Origin of the sequence: Lentzea sp. NEAU-D7 (assembly GCF_026242055.1) — a bacterium.
Taxonomy (GTDB): Bacteria; Actinomycetota; Actinomycetes; order Mycobacteriales; family Pseudonocardiaceae; genus Lentzea.
In genome coordinates this window covers 563707-578028 of the sequence record NZ_JAPJDL010000003.1, presented here as the reverse complement: position 1 = coordinate 578028, position 14322 = coordinate 563707, and the positions used below count along the sequence as shown (strand labels likewise).

Below are 14322 nucleotides of genomic sequence, written 5' to 3'. Positions count from 1 at the left end.
TTCTCACTCCGTGATCGTCGGCGCGTGGCCGTAGAACGGGCGGATCTCCAGCCACTCGTGGATCGGCTTGCCGTCCTTGCCGGGTGCCGCCGACAACTCCGCGGCCAGCTCGAGCGCGCGCTCGTAGCTGTCGGTGTCGATGATCATCCAGCCGGCGATGAGGTCCTTCGTCTCCGCGAACGGGCCGTCGGTGACCGGCGGCCGTCCCTCGCCGTCGTAGCGGACCCAGGTGCCCTCCTGCGCGAGCGCCCGCTCGTCGACGAACTCCCCGGTGCCCCTGAGCTTGTCCGCGAAGTCGTTCATGTACTTGATGTGCGCCGAGATCTCGTCCTGGGTCCACTGGTCCATGGGGACGTCGTTGATCGGGGCCGGGGCGCCGCGGTAGTGCTTGAGCAGCAGGTACTTGGCCATCTCGGGTGCTCTCCCTCGGTGCTGGTGCGACCCATACTGGCCGCTTTCACCTCCGGGGACGGAGCCGAAACGCGGATCTCGACATCACCGGGGGCCATCGGTTTCGGATTTCCCGGGACGTGGCGCTGTGCCCGCCCCACCCCCAGCGGGGCGGGCACAGCGGTTCGGCGAGGTTCAGAGATCGGCCATGGAGCAGTTGACGACTCCCGCGACGAGCTTGATGCGCTGGATCTTGTCCGCCTCTGCGAACCGGGCCAGGTCGAAGCTGCCGATGAAGGCGTAGTAGGCGTTGTCGGCGACCTTGGCCGACCAGCCGGAGCGGTACTCGGAGGCGCTCGGGAAGGCCCGCCGCGCCTCGCCGAAGGTCGAGCCAACGCCGATCCCCTGGGACGTCCTGGCGTCCGCGGGCAGCGTGATGCGCTCGACGCCGTTCGCCTTGGAGATCGCGACCGTCTTGTCCGCGACGCAGCCGGGGTCGTGGCCGGAAGCCTCGTCCCAGGTCAGGTCGGTCAGGCCGGCGGCACGCGCCTCCTCCAGCGACATGCCCAGCTTGAGACCGCCGTAGCCGAGCCGGTTGTCCACCTTCGCGATGGCCCGCGGTGGAGCGGTCACCGTCGCGGTGACGACCTCCGTGACCACCTGGACGGGCGGCGTCGCGACCGACGGCGTGGACGTGCCGGTCGTCGGCGTGACGATTTCGGAAGTGACAGGTGCGGAGTTCTGCTTCGGCACCGAAGTGCACGCGGCGATTCCAGCGACGGCGATTGCGGTGACGAATGCGGCCTTGAGTGAGTTCTTCATTTCGGTTTCCCCCTGGTTTTGTCTGAGCCACCAGTAAGACGTCACCTCCGCAGTGAGGTTGCGCAGGTCAGAGTCACGAAGAAGTCACGGCAGAAGTGGAACAAAAGCGCACTCCGATGTCCCGCCGCACCCCAGGGGCGGCGGGACTTCAGCACTGTTCAGCGATCAGACGGAAATGCAGTCGTTCGCGTTCAGGCGCATGAAAACGGTCGTCACCACTGTGCCGTCGGTTTTGAAGACATATGACCAGGGTGGCGTCGCGGACATTTGCACGATCACATCGGAACCGCTTTGCGCGGCATTCTTGTAGGCGGCCTTCACGTCGGCCACCGTCGAACCCGCGCCGACGTTCTTCGGCGTCTTGGCGTAGCTCGGCATGGTGATCCGGACGATTCCCCTGGCCGGCGAGACGACCACGGCGTCGGTGTCGGGCACCGACTTCGTCGCGTACGCCTTGCACCTGGCCTCCGCATCGGCGGGGCTGCCGGGTTCGACCAGCGACCCCGTCGCCAGCGCGTCGGCCTCGGACATCCCCAGTGCGAGCGTTCCGTACCTGCCCGGCTGCGACTCCGGCGTGGCCGGCGACGACGGCGGTTTCGGGGTCGACTTGCTCGTGCCGCCGGAGCTCGGTTTGCCGGTGTTGCCGCCGGTGGAGTTCGGTGGTTGTCCCAGCGTCACGGTCTCGGTCGAGTAGACCGTGACCGGTGGTGGCGGCGAGGACGTCGTGGGGACGGAGGTGGACGTCGTCAGGAGCGCGCCCGCCGTGCCGTCCGGTGACGACATGCCGAACCGGCTCACCCCGATCCCGGCGCCGGCCACTGCCACCAGGGCGAGGGTGCCGGCGACGGCGTTCCGCCGGCGGCGGCGCCGATCCGCGCCGCGGAGCACCGCCTCGGTGGAGACCGGCGCGGAGTGGACGTCCAGCCGATCGTCGCTGAAGAGCCTGCGCAGCTCGTCGTCGAGGTCGTCCACGGTCACTCCTCTCCCAGGCGTGTTCGAAGACTCGCCATCGCCTTGCTGCTCTGGCTCTTGACCGTGCCGCACGAGATTCCGAGCGCGTCCGCGATCTCGGCCTCGGAGAGGTTCTCGTAGTAGCGCAGCACGATCACCGCTCGCTGCCGTGGCGGCAACGAGCGCAGTGCTTGCCAGAGTGGTTCATTTTCCAGCCTGCTCAGCTCGGGAGCCACGGCTCCGCTGTCCGGGATGTCGGCCACCAGGCGCTCGCGGCGACGACGGCGCCAGATGCTGATGTGCGTGTTGGCCATGGCCCGGCGGACGTACGCGAGCGGGTCGTCGCCCTTGAGCTGCACGGCGCTCCAACGCGAACCGACCTTCTCCAGCACCGACTGCACCAGGTCCGCGGAGTCGTGCGGGTTCCCGGTCAGTGCGTGGCCATAGCGCAGAAGTCCGGGCATGGAGACGCGCACGAACTCAGCGAAATCCCCCACGGCTTCCGCTCTTCCCCCGCCGTGTTCGACGGCTGATCCCAGCTGCAACACCGCCGTCACGGCACGCCCCCTCCCCCGAAGCGAACTGGCTCGGGGTGTTCACGCACGGGGCCGAGAAGCGGTTGCCGCCACTTTAGTCACGGAAAGGCAACGGCCGCAGGCAGTTCCGGGGTTTCGGCACGCGACGGCGAACGGCCGTCAGGGGGCGGCGACGGCCTCCGGGAGGACGAACGAACCGTCCGCCTGAGCGGGGAACTCGTGCACCTCGACCACCGCGGAGACCGGGATCGGCCCGTAGACGTGCGGGAACCACAACGGCGAGTCCGCCACGGGCTCCCACCTGACGGGCACGTCGAGCAGCTCGGGATCGATGACGAGCAGCAACAGCCCGCTCTGCCCGTGGAAGAACTTCCCCGCCGTCACGTGCACGACTCCCCGATCGGAGCAGTGCACGAAGTCCTCGCCGGCGGGCGCGATCGAGCCGGCCGACCGGGCGGCTGCCCAGTCGGCCGTCGAGATGATGTGCAGCAGCACTTATCCACAGCTCCTTGTGGACAACCCTGTGGACAGGGTCATCGAAGCGTGATCTGGCGACCGCGCAGGCCGTCGCGGGCGCGGCGCTCGGCGTCGGACAGCGGCTCGTCGGAGGCGAGTGCCTCCAGCAGGCGCTTGCCCAGTGCCTCGGCGGGCTCGGCCCACTCGCGGGCGTGCATCTCGCGGTCGAGGTCCCAGACCGGCACGAGCAGGCCGTGCGCGCGGAACGAACCGGCGTAGCGCGAGCCCTCGCCGAGGTCGAGCTCACCGCGGGCGGCCAGCCGGGCCATCGCGGGCAGCAGCTTCTCCTCGGGCTCCGGGCGGACCCAGCGCAGGTGCGCCTTGTCGCCGGCGTCGACCCAGTAGGCGGCCTTCACACCGGGGGCGTCGAGGCGCTCGGTCGGCAGGATCGCGGCGTTCGCGCGCTCCAGGGACAGCGCCACCTCACCGGTCGGCTCGGTGCCCTCCGGCATCCACCAGATGAAGTCGGTGTGCAGCACCGGCGTGATGTCGGCCTCGGGGTCGAGCAGGTCCTGCAGGCGGCCCGGCTCCGCGTTGTTGTCGGGGCCCACCACCGGCAGCACGTCACCGGCCTTCGCCTGCTGCGCCCACCGCAGCGCCCGCGCCAGGTCGCGGCTGATGTCGCCGGAGCGCGTCTGCACCTGCAGGCCCACGAACGGCACGTCGTCGCCGCGGATCAGACCGGCGGCGGCCATCGGCAGCACGGTGGCGAGGGTGACCTCGCGACCCTCCTTGACCGGCAGCTTCACGATCGCGGACGGCACGAACTCGCGCAGGGCGATCAGCTCGCACTCGGCGGCCAGGCCCTCGAACGGCCGGGACACGATCACGTCCGTCGCGCCGCCGGGCGCGCCGTGGCACGCCTTGTAGCGCTTGCCGGACCCGCACGGACAGGGCTGCTTCGGGTTGATGCCGTCCTTCGGTGCGTCCTTGACCGCGGTCCGCTTGGCCACCTTGGCCCTCCTCGTGCTCAGGCTTGTCTAGGTGGCCAAATTAGCCGTCAGCAGGCGGCGGGTGTTCGCCGGGGCATTGGTCGCGAGGTAGCGGACACCCAGGTCACGGCACAGCGCGACGTCCTCGGCGCCGTCCACCGTCCACACGTAGGTCTCGTGACCCGCGCGCCTGGCCCGATCGACGTAGCCGGGGTCGTTGCGCAGCACGTGCACGCCCGGCCCGGTGTAGTCGGCGAACGACGGCAGCGCGCCGCCGCGGTACCGGCCCAGGCGGTCGAGGAGCAGCACCGTGCGGATGTCCGGTGCGTGCTCGCGGAACGCCTTCACCGCCGTCGGCGAGAACGACATCATGACGATCTGCGAGTCGAGGCCGTATCTCTTGAGCGCCTCGGCGAGCTTGCGTTCGACCTCGTTGCGGTACCGGACCGGGTGCTTGGTCTCGACGAAGAGCTCCACGTCCGTGTTCTTGACCAGCTCCAGCAGCTCGTCGAGCACCAGCAACCCGGCCGGCTGGCCGTGGCGGTGCCAGCTGCCGTAGTCGAACTTCTTCAGCTCGTCGAGAGTGAGCGCGCTGACCGTGCCGCGGCCGCTCGACGTGCGGGCGAGCGTGCGGTCGTGCACGCACACGAGTTCGCCGTCCTTCGACAGCCGGATGTCGCACTCAAGTCCGTCCGCGCCCTCTTCGAGCGCGAGCTCGTAGGCGCCGATGGTGTGCTCGGGACGGTCTGTGGAAGCGCCGCGGTGCGCGACGATCGCAGGCTGCTGCACACCCAGAACGATAGTTCCTCGGCAACAATTTGAGTCATCAATCAAATCGGCGTGGACGAAACGCGGATCGCGACCTACCGTCCCGCCTTGTGACGTTCGACCAGCGTGATCCCGCGTTCATCGCCGACCCGTACCCGGCCTTCGCAGCCCTGCGCGAAGCCGGTGAGGTGCACCACCACGAGCAGCTGGGCGTCGCTGTCGCCGTCTCGCACGCCGCCTGCTCGGCGGTCCTGCGGCACCGCTCGCTCGGCCGGATCTGGTCGGACGTGAAGCCGGTCGAGCAGTTCATGGCCTTCAACCTGCTGCACCGCAACTCGCTGCTGGAGAACGAGCCGCCCACGCACACCCGCCTGCGCCGCCTGGTCGCCGCCGCGTTCGGCCGCGGCCACGTCGAGCGCCTGCGCCCGTGGGTCGCCGACCTGGCCGACAAGCTCGTCGACGAGCTCGTCGCCAAGATCGAGGACAACGGTCAGGCGGACCTCCTGGCCCACGTCGCCGCGCCGCTGCCGGTCGAGGTGATCGCGGAGCTGCTCGGCGTGCCCGGCGAGGACCGCTACCTGCTCCAGCCGTGGTCGAACGCCATCGTGAAGATGTACGAGTACGGCCTGGCGGCCGACCAGCAGGCCCTGGCCGAACGCGCCGCCGCCGAGTTCGTCGCCTACCTGCGCGAGCTGGTCGCGTTGCGCCGTGTCTCCCCCGGTGACGACCTGGTGTCCGACCTCGTCGCCGTGACCGACACCGACGGCGCGAGACTCACCGAGGACGAACTCGTCGCCACCGCAGTGCTCCTGCTGATGGCGGGCCACGAGGCCACGGTCAACGTCATCGGCAACGGCGTCTACGCCCTGATGCAGCACCGTTCGCAGTGGGAACGCCTCTCCGCCGAGTTGATGCCCACGGCCGTGGAGGAGCTCATCCGCTACGACTCGCCGCTGCAGCTCTTCGAACGCACCGCCACCGAACGCGTGGAGATCGCCGGTCACGTCGTCGAGCCCGGCGAGAAGATCGCCGCCCTCCTCGGCGCCGCCGCCCGCGACCCGCTGGTCTTCGAGAACCCGGACGTCCTCGACATCGGCCGCGAGAAGAACCAGCACCTCGGCTTCGGCATGGGCATCCACTACTGCCTGGGCGCACCGCTCGCGCGCATCGAGGTGGAGGCGGCGCTGTCGTCGTTGCACCGCAAGCTGCCCGGCGCGGTGCTGGCCGAGGAACCGAACCGGCGCGCGGAGTTCGTGATCCGCGGCCTGCACTCCCTGCCCCTCGGCAACGGAGCGTGACCGGCCGACCCGAGCACTTCGGCCAGCACATCGGCCTTGAATGAGTCAGTGGGAGCGCGGTTCACCCACCGGCGTGCCTACCCTGGCGATCCGGCCCCGCTCGACCGTTGATCACGGCACCAACTCTCCCGCCCGGCCGTCCTTCCGTCCATCTGGACGTCGGCGCGCGGCGCGGGGGCCGGGCAGACGTCCCAGCGCACCGGAGAACCACCATGCGCAGACGTTTGATGATCGCGGGCGCCGCGGTGTCCGCATTCGTGCTCGGCCTGCTCGGTCCGGCAGGCGTCGCGTCCGCCGGCCCGGTCGGACTCGCCGCCGGGTTCGAGGACGACGACGCCAACCTCGCCCCGCAGGCACCGATCAACTTCGACTGGAACAGCTTCTCGCCCGCCACCTGGACGGGCACCGCCGGCACGAGGACGGCCACCAAGGTCACCTCGGGCTGGACCTTCACCGGCCTGGAGGACAGGCAGGCGACCACCTCCGACTCCGGGTTCGCTGGCGGCACCAAGCAGGACAACGTCTGCCCGACCGTCGGCACGGCCAAGGCGTCCAACAAGGACGACCTCAAGCGCGTCTACGTCGCGAGCAAGACCGTGGGCAGCAACGTGTTCCTGACGCTCGCGTGGGTCCGCATCCCGCAGAACACCACCTCGCCGAGCGCGCACGTGGCGTTCGAGTTCAACAAGGGCACGACGTCCTGCGGCGCCTCCGGCCTCGTGCGGCGGACCGCGGGCGACATGCTGATCGTCTACGACTTCGAGGGCGGCGGCACCCCGGTGCTGAAGCTGTCCCGCTGGATCTCGTCCGGTGCGTGCGAGGTGGGCAGCAACTCCGCCCCGTGCTGGAGCGTCGCGACCACGCTGTCCTCCGGCGTCGCCGAAGCGGCCGTGAACACCGGCAACACCCCGCAGGACACCGTCGCACCGGCAACCGAGACGCTCGGCCTGCACGAGTTCGGCGAGGCGGGCATCAACCTGACCGCCGCCGGCGTCTTCGCCCCCGGCGTGTGCGAGGGCTTCGGCAAGGCCTACGCGGTCAGCCGCAGCTCAGGCCAGTCCTCGACCGCGCAGATGAAGGACCTGGTCGGGCCGGGCAACGTCAACATCCGCAACTGCGGTTCCGTCGCCGTCACCAAGCTCGGCAGCGACGGCGGCAGCCAGGCCGGTGCCGTCTTCACGCTGTACTCCGGCACCGGAACGGGCGGCACCGTCGTCGGCACCTGCACCGTCCAGGCGAGCGGCTCGTGCACCCCGCAGTTCGCCGACCTGCCTGTCGGCACCTACACCCTCGACGAGACGACGGTTCCGGCCGGCTACGACAAGGACCCGACCCTGCCGTTCTCGTTCAGCGTCGCGGCCGGCGAGAGCAAGGCGCTGACGTTCACCGACCCGGCGCGACCGGCGACCGTGAACGTGGCGAAGACCGACGACGCCGGCGCCGCGGTGCCGGGCGCGGTCTTCACCCTCTACACGGGCGCGAACACCGGCGGCACCGTCGTCGGCACCTGCACCACGGACGCCGCAGGCGTCTGCCAGCCGCCGTTCACCGGCCTGGCCGCGGGCACGTACACGATCGACGAGACGACCACACCCACCGGCTACGCGAAGGACAGCTCACTTCCGCTGACCTTCACCGTCGTCCGCGGTGAGACGAAGAACCTCTCGTTCACGAACCCGAGGACCTTCAAGGTGATCGTGCTCGTCTGCCGCGAGGCCGGCGGCACGCTGCACCCGAGCCCGGTCACGATCGACGGCCAGGCCGCGGGCACCACGCTGTCCTCGGCACAGGCGACCACCGCCGGCTTGAGCGAAGCCGCGCTGTGCGGCATCGCGACCGGTCAGCGCGGCGGCCTGCAGGCCGGCAACCACTCCGCCAGTCCGATCGGCATCAGCTAGGCCGTGTCCCGGAAGTCCCTCGGGCGGCAGTGGCGGCCGAGGGCCCCGGAGACGACACCGCCGCGACGCCCGAATACGCCCGGTATGAGGGCATCGCGGCGGCGCCGTCTCCGGGTCTCTCGCCCGCGCCTGCCACCGGACGAACTTCCGGGCCACGACCTAGCGCTTCGGATAGCGCTTGGGGAGCTTGAACCCGCGCTCCTTCGCGACGGTGCGCAAGCGGTCCGGGTAGTCGGTGATGATGCCGTCCACCCCGTCGTCGATCAGCTTGTGCATCGTCGCCGGGTCGTTCACCGTCCACGGGATCACCTTCAGCCCGTGGCGGTGGGCGTCCGCCACGAGTGCCCTGGTGGTGAACGGGACGTAGCCGGGGTCGCCGACCTTGCCGTTCTGCGGGTTGCCGTGCACCGGCGACAGGGCCTTGGCGCCGAAGCTCTTCACCGCCTTCGCGACGCTGCCGCCGAAGTCGGCGAGCTCGAGGCCGCCCGTCCACGGCGAGCCGGGCCGCAGCATCTCCGGCTGCGTCAGCGCCACGAGCGGGATGCGGGGCTCGACCTCGCGCAACCGCATCAGGGTTCCCCAGTCGAAGGACTGGACGGTGATGTTCGGCATGAAGCCCGAGCGGCGGATCTCGCGGACGGCGCGCTGCACGAACTGCTCACGCGGCGCGGTCTCGTGCGGAGCCGCGGCCTCGACCTTGGTCTCGATGTTGAAGCGGACGCCCCACGCGCGGTGCTCGCGCGCGAGGTCGAAGAGCTCGGCCAGGGTGGGCATGCGGGCGCCCGGCGAGAGTTCCTGGTCCGGGTACTGCGACCACCTCGTGCTGCCGCAGTCGAGCGTCCGCACCTGGGCGAACGTCAGGTCCTTCACGTACTTGCCGGCGTAGGGGAACTCGGGGTCGCCGGGGAACGCGGGCGCGGTGTCGAGGCACTTCGCCGGGTTCGTCCTGCGGTCGTGGGTGATGACCTCGCGGCCGTCCCTGGTGATCTGCAGGTCGAGCTCCAGCGTCGTCACACCGAGTTCGAGCGCCTTGCCGAACGCCTTGAGCGTGCTCTCGACGGTCAGCCCGATGCCGCCGCGGTGTGCCTGGACGTCGAAGTCCCTGTGGTGTGCCTGGGCGATGCCTGGTGCGAGCAGTGCGATCACCAGAGCCCCGATGAGTGTCCGCATTCCTCCAACCTGGCACTCGGCGGGGAACGCCGGCAGGTCCGCCAGGGCGAACGTCGCCTGAACAGATCAGCGGGGCGAGCCGGACGCGCGGACCGAGCGCAGCGGCGGCTGGGGGGCGTCCTTGACCTCCACCACGCGCATCAGCCGGACGGACGCGGCGTCCACCGGCAGCAGCAGGGTGGTGATCCGGCGGACGACCAGTGCCGACGTCACCGCGACACCGGCGAGCAGCAGGTCGGCGAACGCGTGCAGCAGCACGCCGTCCGCGAGGGCCTGGGTGCTGGAGCGGAACGACCACAGCACCACGACCACGACCATCAGCCCCGAACCGGCCCAGAAGCCCCACCACCAGCGCAGGAGCTTCGACGGGGTGGGACGTTCGCCGGCCGGCCTGCGGGCCACGGCGTGTTCGAGCTCGGCGAGCACCGAGCCGGGCACCACGAGGTTCACGCCGGGCACGATCAACCCGATCAGCACGTCCCGGTCCGGGCGCGACGGCCCGTAGCCGACGAGCGTCGCCGCCACGTTCCGCGCCCGCCGCACCCACAGCATGCTGAGGATCAGCGCCAGGAAGCAGCCGGTGATCGTGACCGCCGAGGAGGCCACCACCATGGCGTCCGAGGTGCTCACGACCCCGGCCGACAACGCTCCGAACCGGCTCAGCGCGACCAGCACGTAGCGCCAGATCTCCGAGCACGCCGCCCAGACGGCGACGGCGGCGAGCAGCCACAGCGCGTTCTGCGCGGTCCGGCCCAGCCGGCGCACGCCGTCGACCGAGTCGGCCTGCTCGACCGTGCCGGGCACGGCCGTGGGCCAGCGCCACGCGAGCAGCGGGAAGCCCCAGCGCGGCGGGACCGGGTAGTTCGGGGGGCCGCCGTAGGACGGCCGCTGCGACCGGTGCGACGGCTGCGGGTACGCACCGGGTGGCGGAGTCGCCACCCAGTCCACGCGCATCGGCTGCAGCGGCTGCACGATCAGATGACCTCGGGTGCCATGCCGTCGGTGCCGCCCTCGAGCGGACGACCGGCTGCCTCCCAGTGCTGCATGCCGCCCTCGACGTTGACGGCCTCCCAGCCGTTCTCGTTGAGGTACTGGGTCACGCGGGCGGAACGGCCGCCGGCGCGGCACACGACGTAGAGCTGCACGTCGTTCGGCACCTCTCCGAGCCGGGCACCGATCTCGCTCATGGGGACGTGCAGCGCGCCGGGTGCGTGGCCGGCGTCCCACTCGTCCTGCTCGCGCACGTCCAGCAGAACGGCGCCCTCGGGCAGCTGCGCCGGTACGTCGGCGATCTCCACGCTTGGAACAGTCACGTCCTAGATGTTGCCATGCCGGAGGTTGCACGGACGTGAACCTCCGGCACGGCACACCCCGGCCCCTACTCCGCGAAGACGGGACCGAGCCTCGAGAACTGCTCTTCGGTCAACGGCAGCGTCGGACGGCCCGCGCCGGTGCGCCGCGGCGTGCCGGGACTCTGCGGGTCGTCGGCGAAGTCCGGGCTGCCGAAGTTGTGCAGTTCGACCTGGATCATCGAGCTGTCCACGCGGTAGACCCTCAGCACCTGCTTCAACGTCTGGAACGGCTCGTACGGCCTGATGCCGTGCAGCTGCATGATCGAGCCGCCCGACTGGAGCCGCCGGGCGGGCTCGCAGTCACCGGTCTCCCACAGCGAGTCGTTCGCGTGCGCCAGCGGGGTGCCGGTGAACTTGCCGACGGTGATCCTGATGCTGCCGGTCCCCCGGGAGTCGGACACGTCGGCCTCGTAGCTGGTCCTCATCGGGCCGGGCCTCGCGACGCCGATGGTGACCTCCGGCAGCACCTTGCGCGCCTCGTCGAGCCACCTGTCGACGGCCTCGGGGTTGAACGCCACCGCGCCCACGTCCGCATTGTCCTGTCGCTTCGTCGGCTTGATGTCGCAGAGGGGGAGGCCGATCGAGAGCCAGCCGGGAGGTGGCGGCGCGGTGGACGCGGGCGACCACGTCCCGTACGGCGTCTGCGGTGGCGTGTTGACCCGCGGCCAGTCCACCGCGTGCTCCACGGTCGCGGGACCCGCGTCCGGCCTGTCCGCCTGCTCGGGTGGCGGTGCGGCCCGGTTCAGCGTGGCGGCGCTGAACCCGATACCGGCGACCACGGCGAACACGCCCAGCACGGCGCCGGCGCGCTGGGCGAACACCCGGCGGCGGCCGCGCTTCATGACCACGTCCAGCGTCGTCGTGGGAGGCGGTGCGGAGACGTCGAGAGCTCCGCGCAGCTCGTCTTCGATGTTCATCAGGCACTCTCCGAGTTGACCGGTTCGCCGTACGCCTCGCGGAGCGTCGCCAAACCCCTGGCTGTCTGACTTTTGACGTTGCCCACCGAACAACCCAGCTCGGCGGCCGTCTCCTCGATGGACAGGTCGTGCACGAAACGCAGCACGAGCGCGGCCCGCTGTTTCGGCGCCACCTGTTGCAGTGCCGCGTTCAGCCGGGCGTCGGGGTCGGAGAAACCGCCGGAGACGCCGTGTTCGGGCAGGTCGGCGACGGGGTGCTCGCGGCCTCGGCCACGGCGCCTGCTGTCGAGGAACAGACGCGTCACGATGGTGCGGACGTAACCCTCCGCCGTCTCACGCCTGATGCTCGGCCATTTCGCATACGCCTTCACGAAAGCGTTCTGCGCCAGTTCTTCCGCCTCCGACCAGTCGCCGCACAACGCGTACGCCGTGCGCCGTGCCCAGTCGAATCTGCTCGTGAAGAACTCCGAGAACTCCTCGTCTCGTCGCACTCCGGTCCCCCAAGCTCGTGCCGCTTCGCAGTCAATACGCGGGCAGCACCTGCAGGGTTGCACAACACGAAGAACGGGCCGCCCCCGCAGGGACGGCCCGTTCTCGGTGTTGCGCGTACTAGTGCGCGATGGCCTTCTCGGCGCCCGCACCGGTGAGGGAGCGGACCTCCATCTCGGCCTGCTTGACGGGGTCGGCCTTCTCCTTGGACAGGATCGTGCCGACGTAGCCGAGCAGGAACGCGACGGGGATCGACACGATGCCGGGGTTCGACAGCGGGAAGAGCGCGAAGTCGGCGTTCTTGAACATCGAGGTCGGCGAGCCGGAGACGGCGGGCGACAGGACGATCAGGGTGATCGTGACGACCAGACCGCCGTAGATGCTCCACAGCGCGCCCGAGGTGTTGAACCTCTTCCAGAACAGCGAGTAGAGGATCGTCGGCAGGTTGGCCGAGGCCGCGACCGCGAACGCCAGCGCCACGAGGAACGCGATGTTCTGGCCGTTGGCGATGATGCCGCCACCGATGGACACCAGGCCGATCACGATCGCGGTGAGGCGGGCGACCTTGACCTCGGAGTCCTTGTCCTCCGCCTGGCCCTTCTTGATGATGTTGGCGTAGATGTCGTGCGCGAACGACGCCGACGCCGTGATCGTCAAGCCCGCCACGACCGCGAGGATCGTCGCGAAGGCGACGGCCGCGATCAGGCCGAGCAGGATCGGGCCACCCAGTTCCAGCGCGAGCAGCGGCGCGGCCGAGTTGGCCTTGCCGGGAGCCGCGTTGATCGCGTCCGGACCGACGAGCGCGCCGGCGCCGTAGCCCAGGACCAGGGTGAACAGGTAGAAGATGCCGATCAGCCAGATGGCCCACACGACCGAGCGACGGGCTTCCTTCGCCGTCGGCACGGTGTAGAAGCGCATCAGGATGTGCGGCAGACCCGCGGTGCCGAGCACCAGGGCCAGCGCCAGCGAGAGGAAGTCCAGCTTGCTGACACCGGTCTTGCCGTACTGCAGGCCGGGGCCGAGGAGCTTCTCGCCCGCCTTCGGCGCGGCGTCGACAGCGGCGCCGAGCACGGACGAGAGGTTGAAGCCGTACTTGGCGAGCACCCAGACGGTCATGATGCCGGCACCGGCGATCAGCAGGACCGCCTTGATGATCTGCACCCAGGTGGTGCCCTTCATGCCGCCGATGAGGACGTAGGCGATCATCAGGGCGCCGACCACGGCGATGACGATCGCCTGGCCACCCGCGCCCGTGATGCCGAGCAGCAGGGCGACGAGACCACCGGCACCGGCCATCTGGGCCAGCAGGTAGAAGAACGAGACGGCCATCGTCGACGTGGCGGCGGCGGCGCGGACCGGACGCTGGCGCATCCGGAAGCTCAGCACGTCGCCCATCGTGTACTTGCCGGTGTTGCGCAGCAGCTCGGCGACCAGCAGCAGCGCGATGAGCCACGCCACCAGGAAGCCGATCGAGTACAGGAAGCCGTCGTAGCCGTTGAGCGCGATGGCGCCCGCGATGCCGAGGAACGACGCGGCCGAGAGGTAGTCACCCGCGATCGCGATGCCGTTCTGGGGACCCGTGAACGCACGACCGGCGGCCAGGTAGTCGGCAGCGGTCTTGTTGTTCCGGCTCGCCCGGATGACCACGAACAGCGTGATCAGGACGAAGACACCGAAGATGCTGATGTTGAGGATTGGGCTGGACTCGTTCACTTGCCGTCTCCCTCGATCTCGTTGCGGAGCTTCTCCGCCAGCGGGTCGAGGTTCTTGTTCGCGTGCCGCACGTACAGCGTCGTGATGACGAACGTCGACACGAACTGCAGCAGGCCGAAGATGAGCCCGACGTTGATGTTGCCGAACACCTTGGTGGACATGAAGCCGTGCGCGTAGTCCGCGAGCAGTACGTACAGCAGGTACCACGCGAGGAACAGGCCGGTGACGGGGAATACGAACTTTCGCAGTCGATGCTTCAGCTCCGCGAAGTCATCGCTCGCTTGGACGTCGGCCCACTTCTGCGCGTCTGGGGCCGACTCAGACGGGGTGTGATCGACGGTGCTCACAGGCCCCTCCTCGCGGTACTCGTCGTAGGTGTCAGCAACGTGACGTGCACGTAATGCCTCCAGGTGCGGTCCGTTCTTGGTCGAGACCGTATGGAGACTTGAGTCACTCAGGTAAGACCCCGTTCGTGCCGTTGCGCCCAGCAGTCGGGTGATGCGACGAACGGTCAGTATGCGTAGACGAACAGCACTCTGCGTGACCTTGTTCACCGTTCACCGATTCGAG

General features: G+C 69.7%; 17 protein-coding genes. 3 read left to right on the top strand and 14 right to left on the bottom strand.

Features of this window, described 5'->3' with window-relative positions; all coding sequences use genetic code 11:
* Positions 1-3 precede the first annotated feature (3 nt).
* Positions 4-411, bottom strand: a complete 408-nt coding sequence (locus tag ORI60_RS09735) for a YciI family protein (RefSeq protein ID WP_266036515.1) — start codon at positions 409-411, stop codon at positions 4-6.
* Positions 412-585: 174 nt separating this feature from the next.
* Positions 586-1023: a hypothetical protein gene (locus ORI60_RS09730; RefSeq protein WP_266036513.1), complete on the bottom strand. Its 438-nt coding sequence runs from the start codon at positions 1021-1023 to the stop codon at positions 586-588.
* Positions 1024-1042: 19 nt separating this feature from the next.
* On the opposite strand from ORI60_RS09730, the gene ORI60_RS09725 reads away from it, so the two are divergent.
* Positions 1043-1249 (top strand): hypothetical protein, encoded by a 207-nt coding sequence (locus ORI60_RS09725; RefSeq protein WP_266036511.1) that lies wholly within the window; start codon positions 1043-1045, stop codon positions 1247-1249.
* Between the two features lie 128 nt (positions 1250-1377).
* Here ORI60_RS09725 and ORI60_RS09720 read toward each other — a convergent pair whose 3' ends face one another.
* From ORI60_RS09720 to ORI60_RS09700, 5 genes are all read right to left on the bottom strand, one after another.
* The gene (locus tag ORI60_RS09720; RefSeq protein WP_266036509.1) at positions 1378-2184 is read right to left on the bottom strand and encodes a hypothetical protein; all 807 of its coding nucleotides are present in this window, start codon (positions 2182-2184) and stop codon (positions 1378-1380) included.
* Between the two features lie 2 nt (positions 2185-2186).
* A complete protein-coding gene (locus ORI60_RS09715) occupies positions 2187-2660 on the bottom strand; it encodes a SigE family RNA polymerase sigma factor (RefSeq protein ID WP_323055892.1) in 474 nt (157 codons plus the stop codon).
* A gap of 198 nt (positions 2661-2858) precedes the next feature.
* Complete coding sequence (locus ORI60_RS09710; protein WP_266036507.1) at positions 2859-3194, bottom strand: DUF952 domain-containing protein; 336 nt, start codon at positions 3192-3194, stop codon at positions 2859-2861.
* A gap of 38 nt (positions 3195-3232) precedes the next feature.
* Complete coding sequence (locus tag ORI60_RS09705) at positions 3233-4168, bottom strand: DUF5926 family protein (protein ID WP_266036506.1); 936 nt, start codon at positions 4166-4168, stop codon at positions 3233-3235.
* A gap of 27 nt (positions 4169-4195) precedes the next feature.
* A complete protein-coding gene (locus ORI60_RS09700; RefSeq protein ID WP_266036504.1) occupies positions 4196-4936 on the bottom strand; it encodes a glycerophosphodiester phosphodiesterase family protein in 741 nt (246 codons plus the stop codon).
* Positions 4937-5025: 89 nt separating this feature from the next.
* Between ORI60_RS09700 and ORI60_RS09695 the strand changes: the two genes are divergently transcribed.
* Positions 5026-6213 (top strand): cytochrome P450, encoded by a 1188-nt coding sequence (locus ORI60_RS09695; RefSeq protein ID WP_266036502.1) that lies wholly within the window; start codon positions 5026-5028, stop codon positions 6211-6213.
* Positions 6214-6425: 212 nt separating this feature from the next.
* The gene (locus ORI60_RS09690) at positions 6426-8111 is read left to right on the top strand and encodes an MSCRAMM family protein (RefSeq protein WP_266036500.1); all 1686 of its coding nucleotides are present in this window, start codon (positions 6426-6428) and stop codon (positions 8109-8111) included.
* 159 nt (positions 8112-8270) lie between these two features.
* Here the strand turns inward: ORI60_RS09690 and ORI60_RS09685 are convergent, their stop codons facing one another.
* The 7 genes from ORI60_RS09685 to ORI60_RS09655 all read right to left on the bottom strand — a co-directional run bounded on the left by ORI60_RS09685 (position 8271) and on the right by ORI60_RS09655 (position 14099).
* Positions 8271-9281 (bottom strand): glycerophosphodiester phosphodiesterase, encoded by a 1011-nt coding sequence (locus tag ORI60_RS09685; RefSeq protein WP_266036498.1) that lies wholly within the window; start codon positions 9279-9281, stop codon positions 8271-8273.
* A 66-nt stretch (positions 9282-9347) separates the two neighbouring features.
* Positions 9348-10253 (bottom strand): DUF4328 domain-containing protein, encoded by a 906-nt coding sequence (locus tag ORI60_RS09680; protein ID WP_266036496.1) that lies wholly within the window; start codon positions 10251-10253, stop codon positions 9348-9350.
* Between the two features lie 2 nt (positions 10254-10255).
* Positions 10256-10594, bottom strand: a complete 339-nt coding sequence (locus ORI60_RS09675; RefSeq protein ID WP_266036494.1) for a rhodanese-like domain-containing protein — start codon at positions 10592-10594, stop codon at positions 10256-10258.
* A 65-nt stretch (positions 10595-10659) separates the two neighbouring features.
* Positions 10660-11550 carry a hypothetical protein gene (locus ORI60_RS09670; protein ID WP_266036492.1) on the bottom strand — a complete coding sequence of 297 codons (891 nt, stop codon included), beginning with the start codon at positions 11548-11550 and terminating at the stop codon, positions 10660-10662.
* Positions 11550-12041 (bottom strand): SigE family RNA polymerase sigma factor, encoded by a 492-nt coding sequence (locus ORI60_RS09665; protein ID WP_266036490.1) that lies wholly within the window; start codon positions 12039-12041, stop codon positions 11550-11552. Before ORI60_RS09665 ends, ORI60_RS09670 begins: the two co-directional genes overlap by 1 nt.
* Before the next feature lie 118 nt (positions 12042-12159).
* Complete coding sequence (locus ORI60_RS09660) at positions 12160-13752, bottom strand: cation acetate symporter (protein WP_266036488.1); 1593 nt, start codon at positions 13750-13752, stop codon at positions 12160-12162.
* Complete coding sequence (locus ORI60_RS09655) at positions 13749-14099, bottom strand: DUF485 domain-containing protein (protein WP_266036486.1); 351 nt, start codon at positions 14097-14099, stop codon at positions 13749-13751. The genes ORI60_RS09660 and ORI60_RS09655 overlap by 4 nt, the downstream gene beginning before the upstream one ends.
* Positions 14100-14322 lie beyond the last annotated feature (223 nt).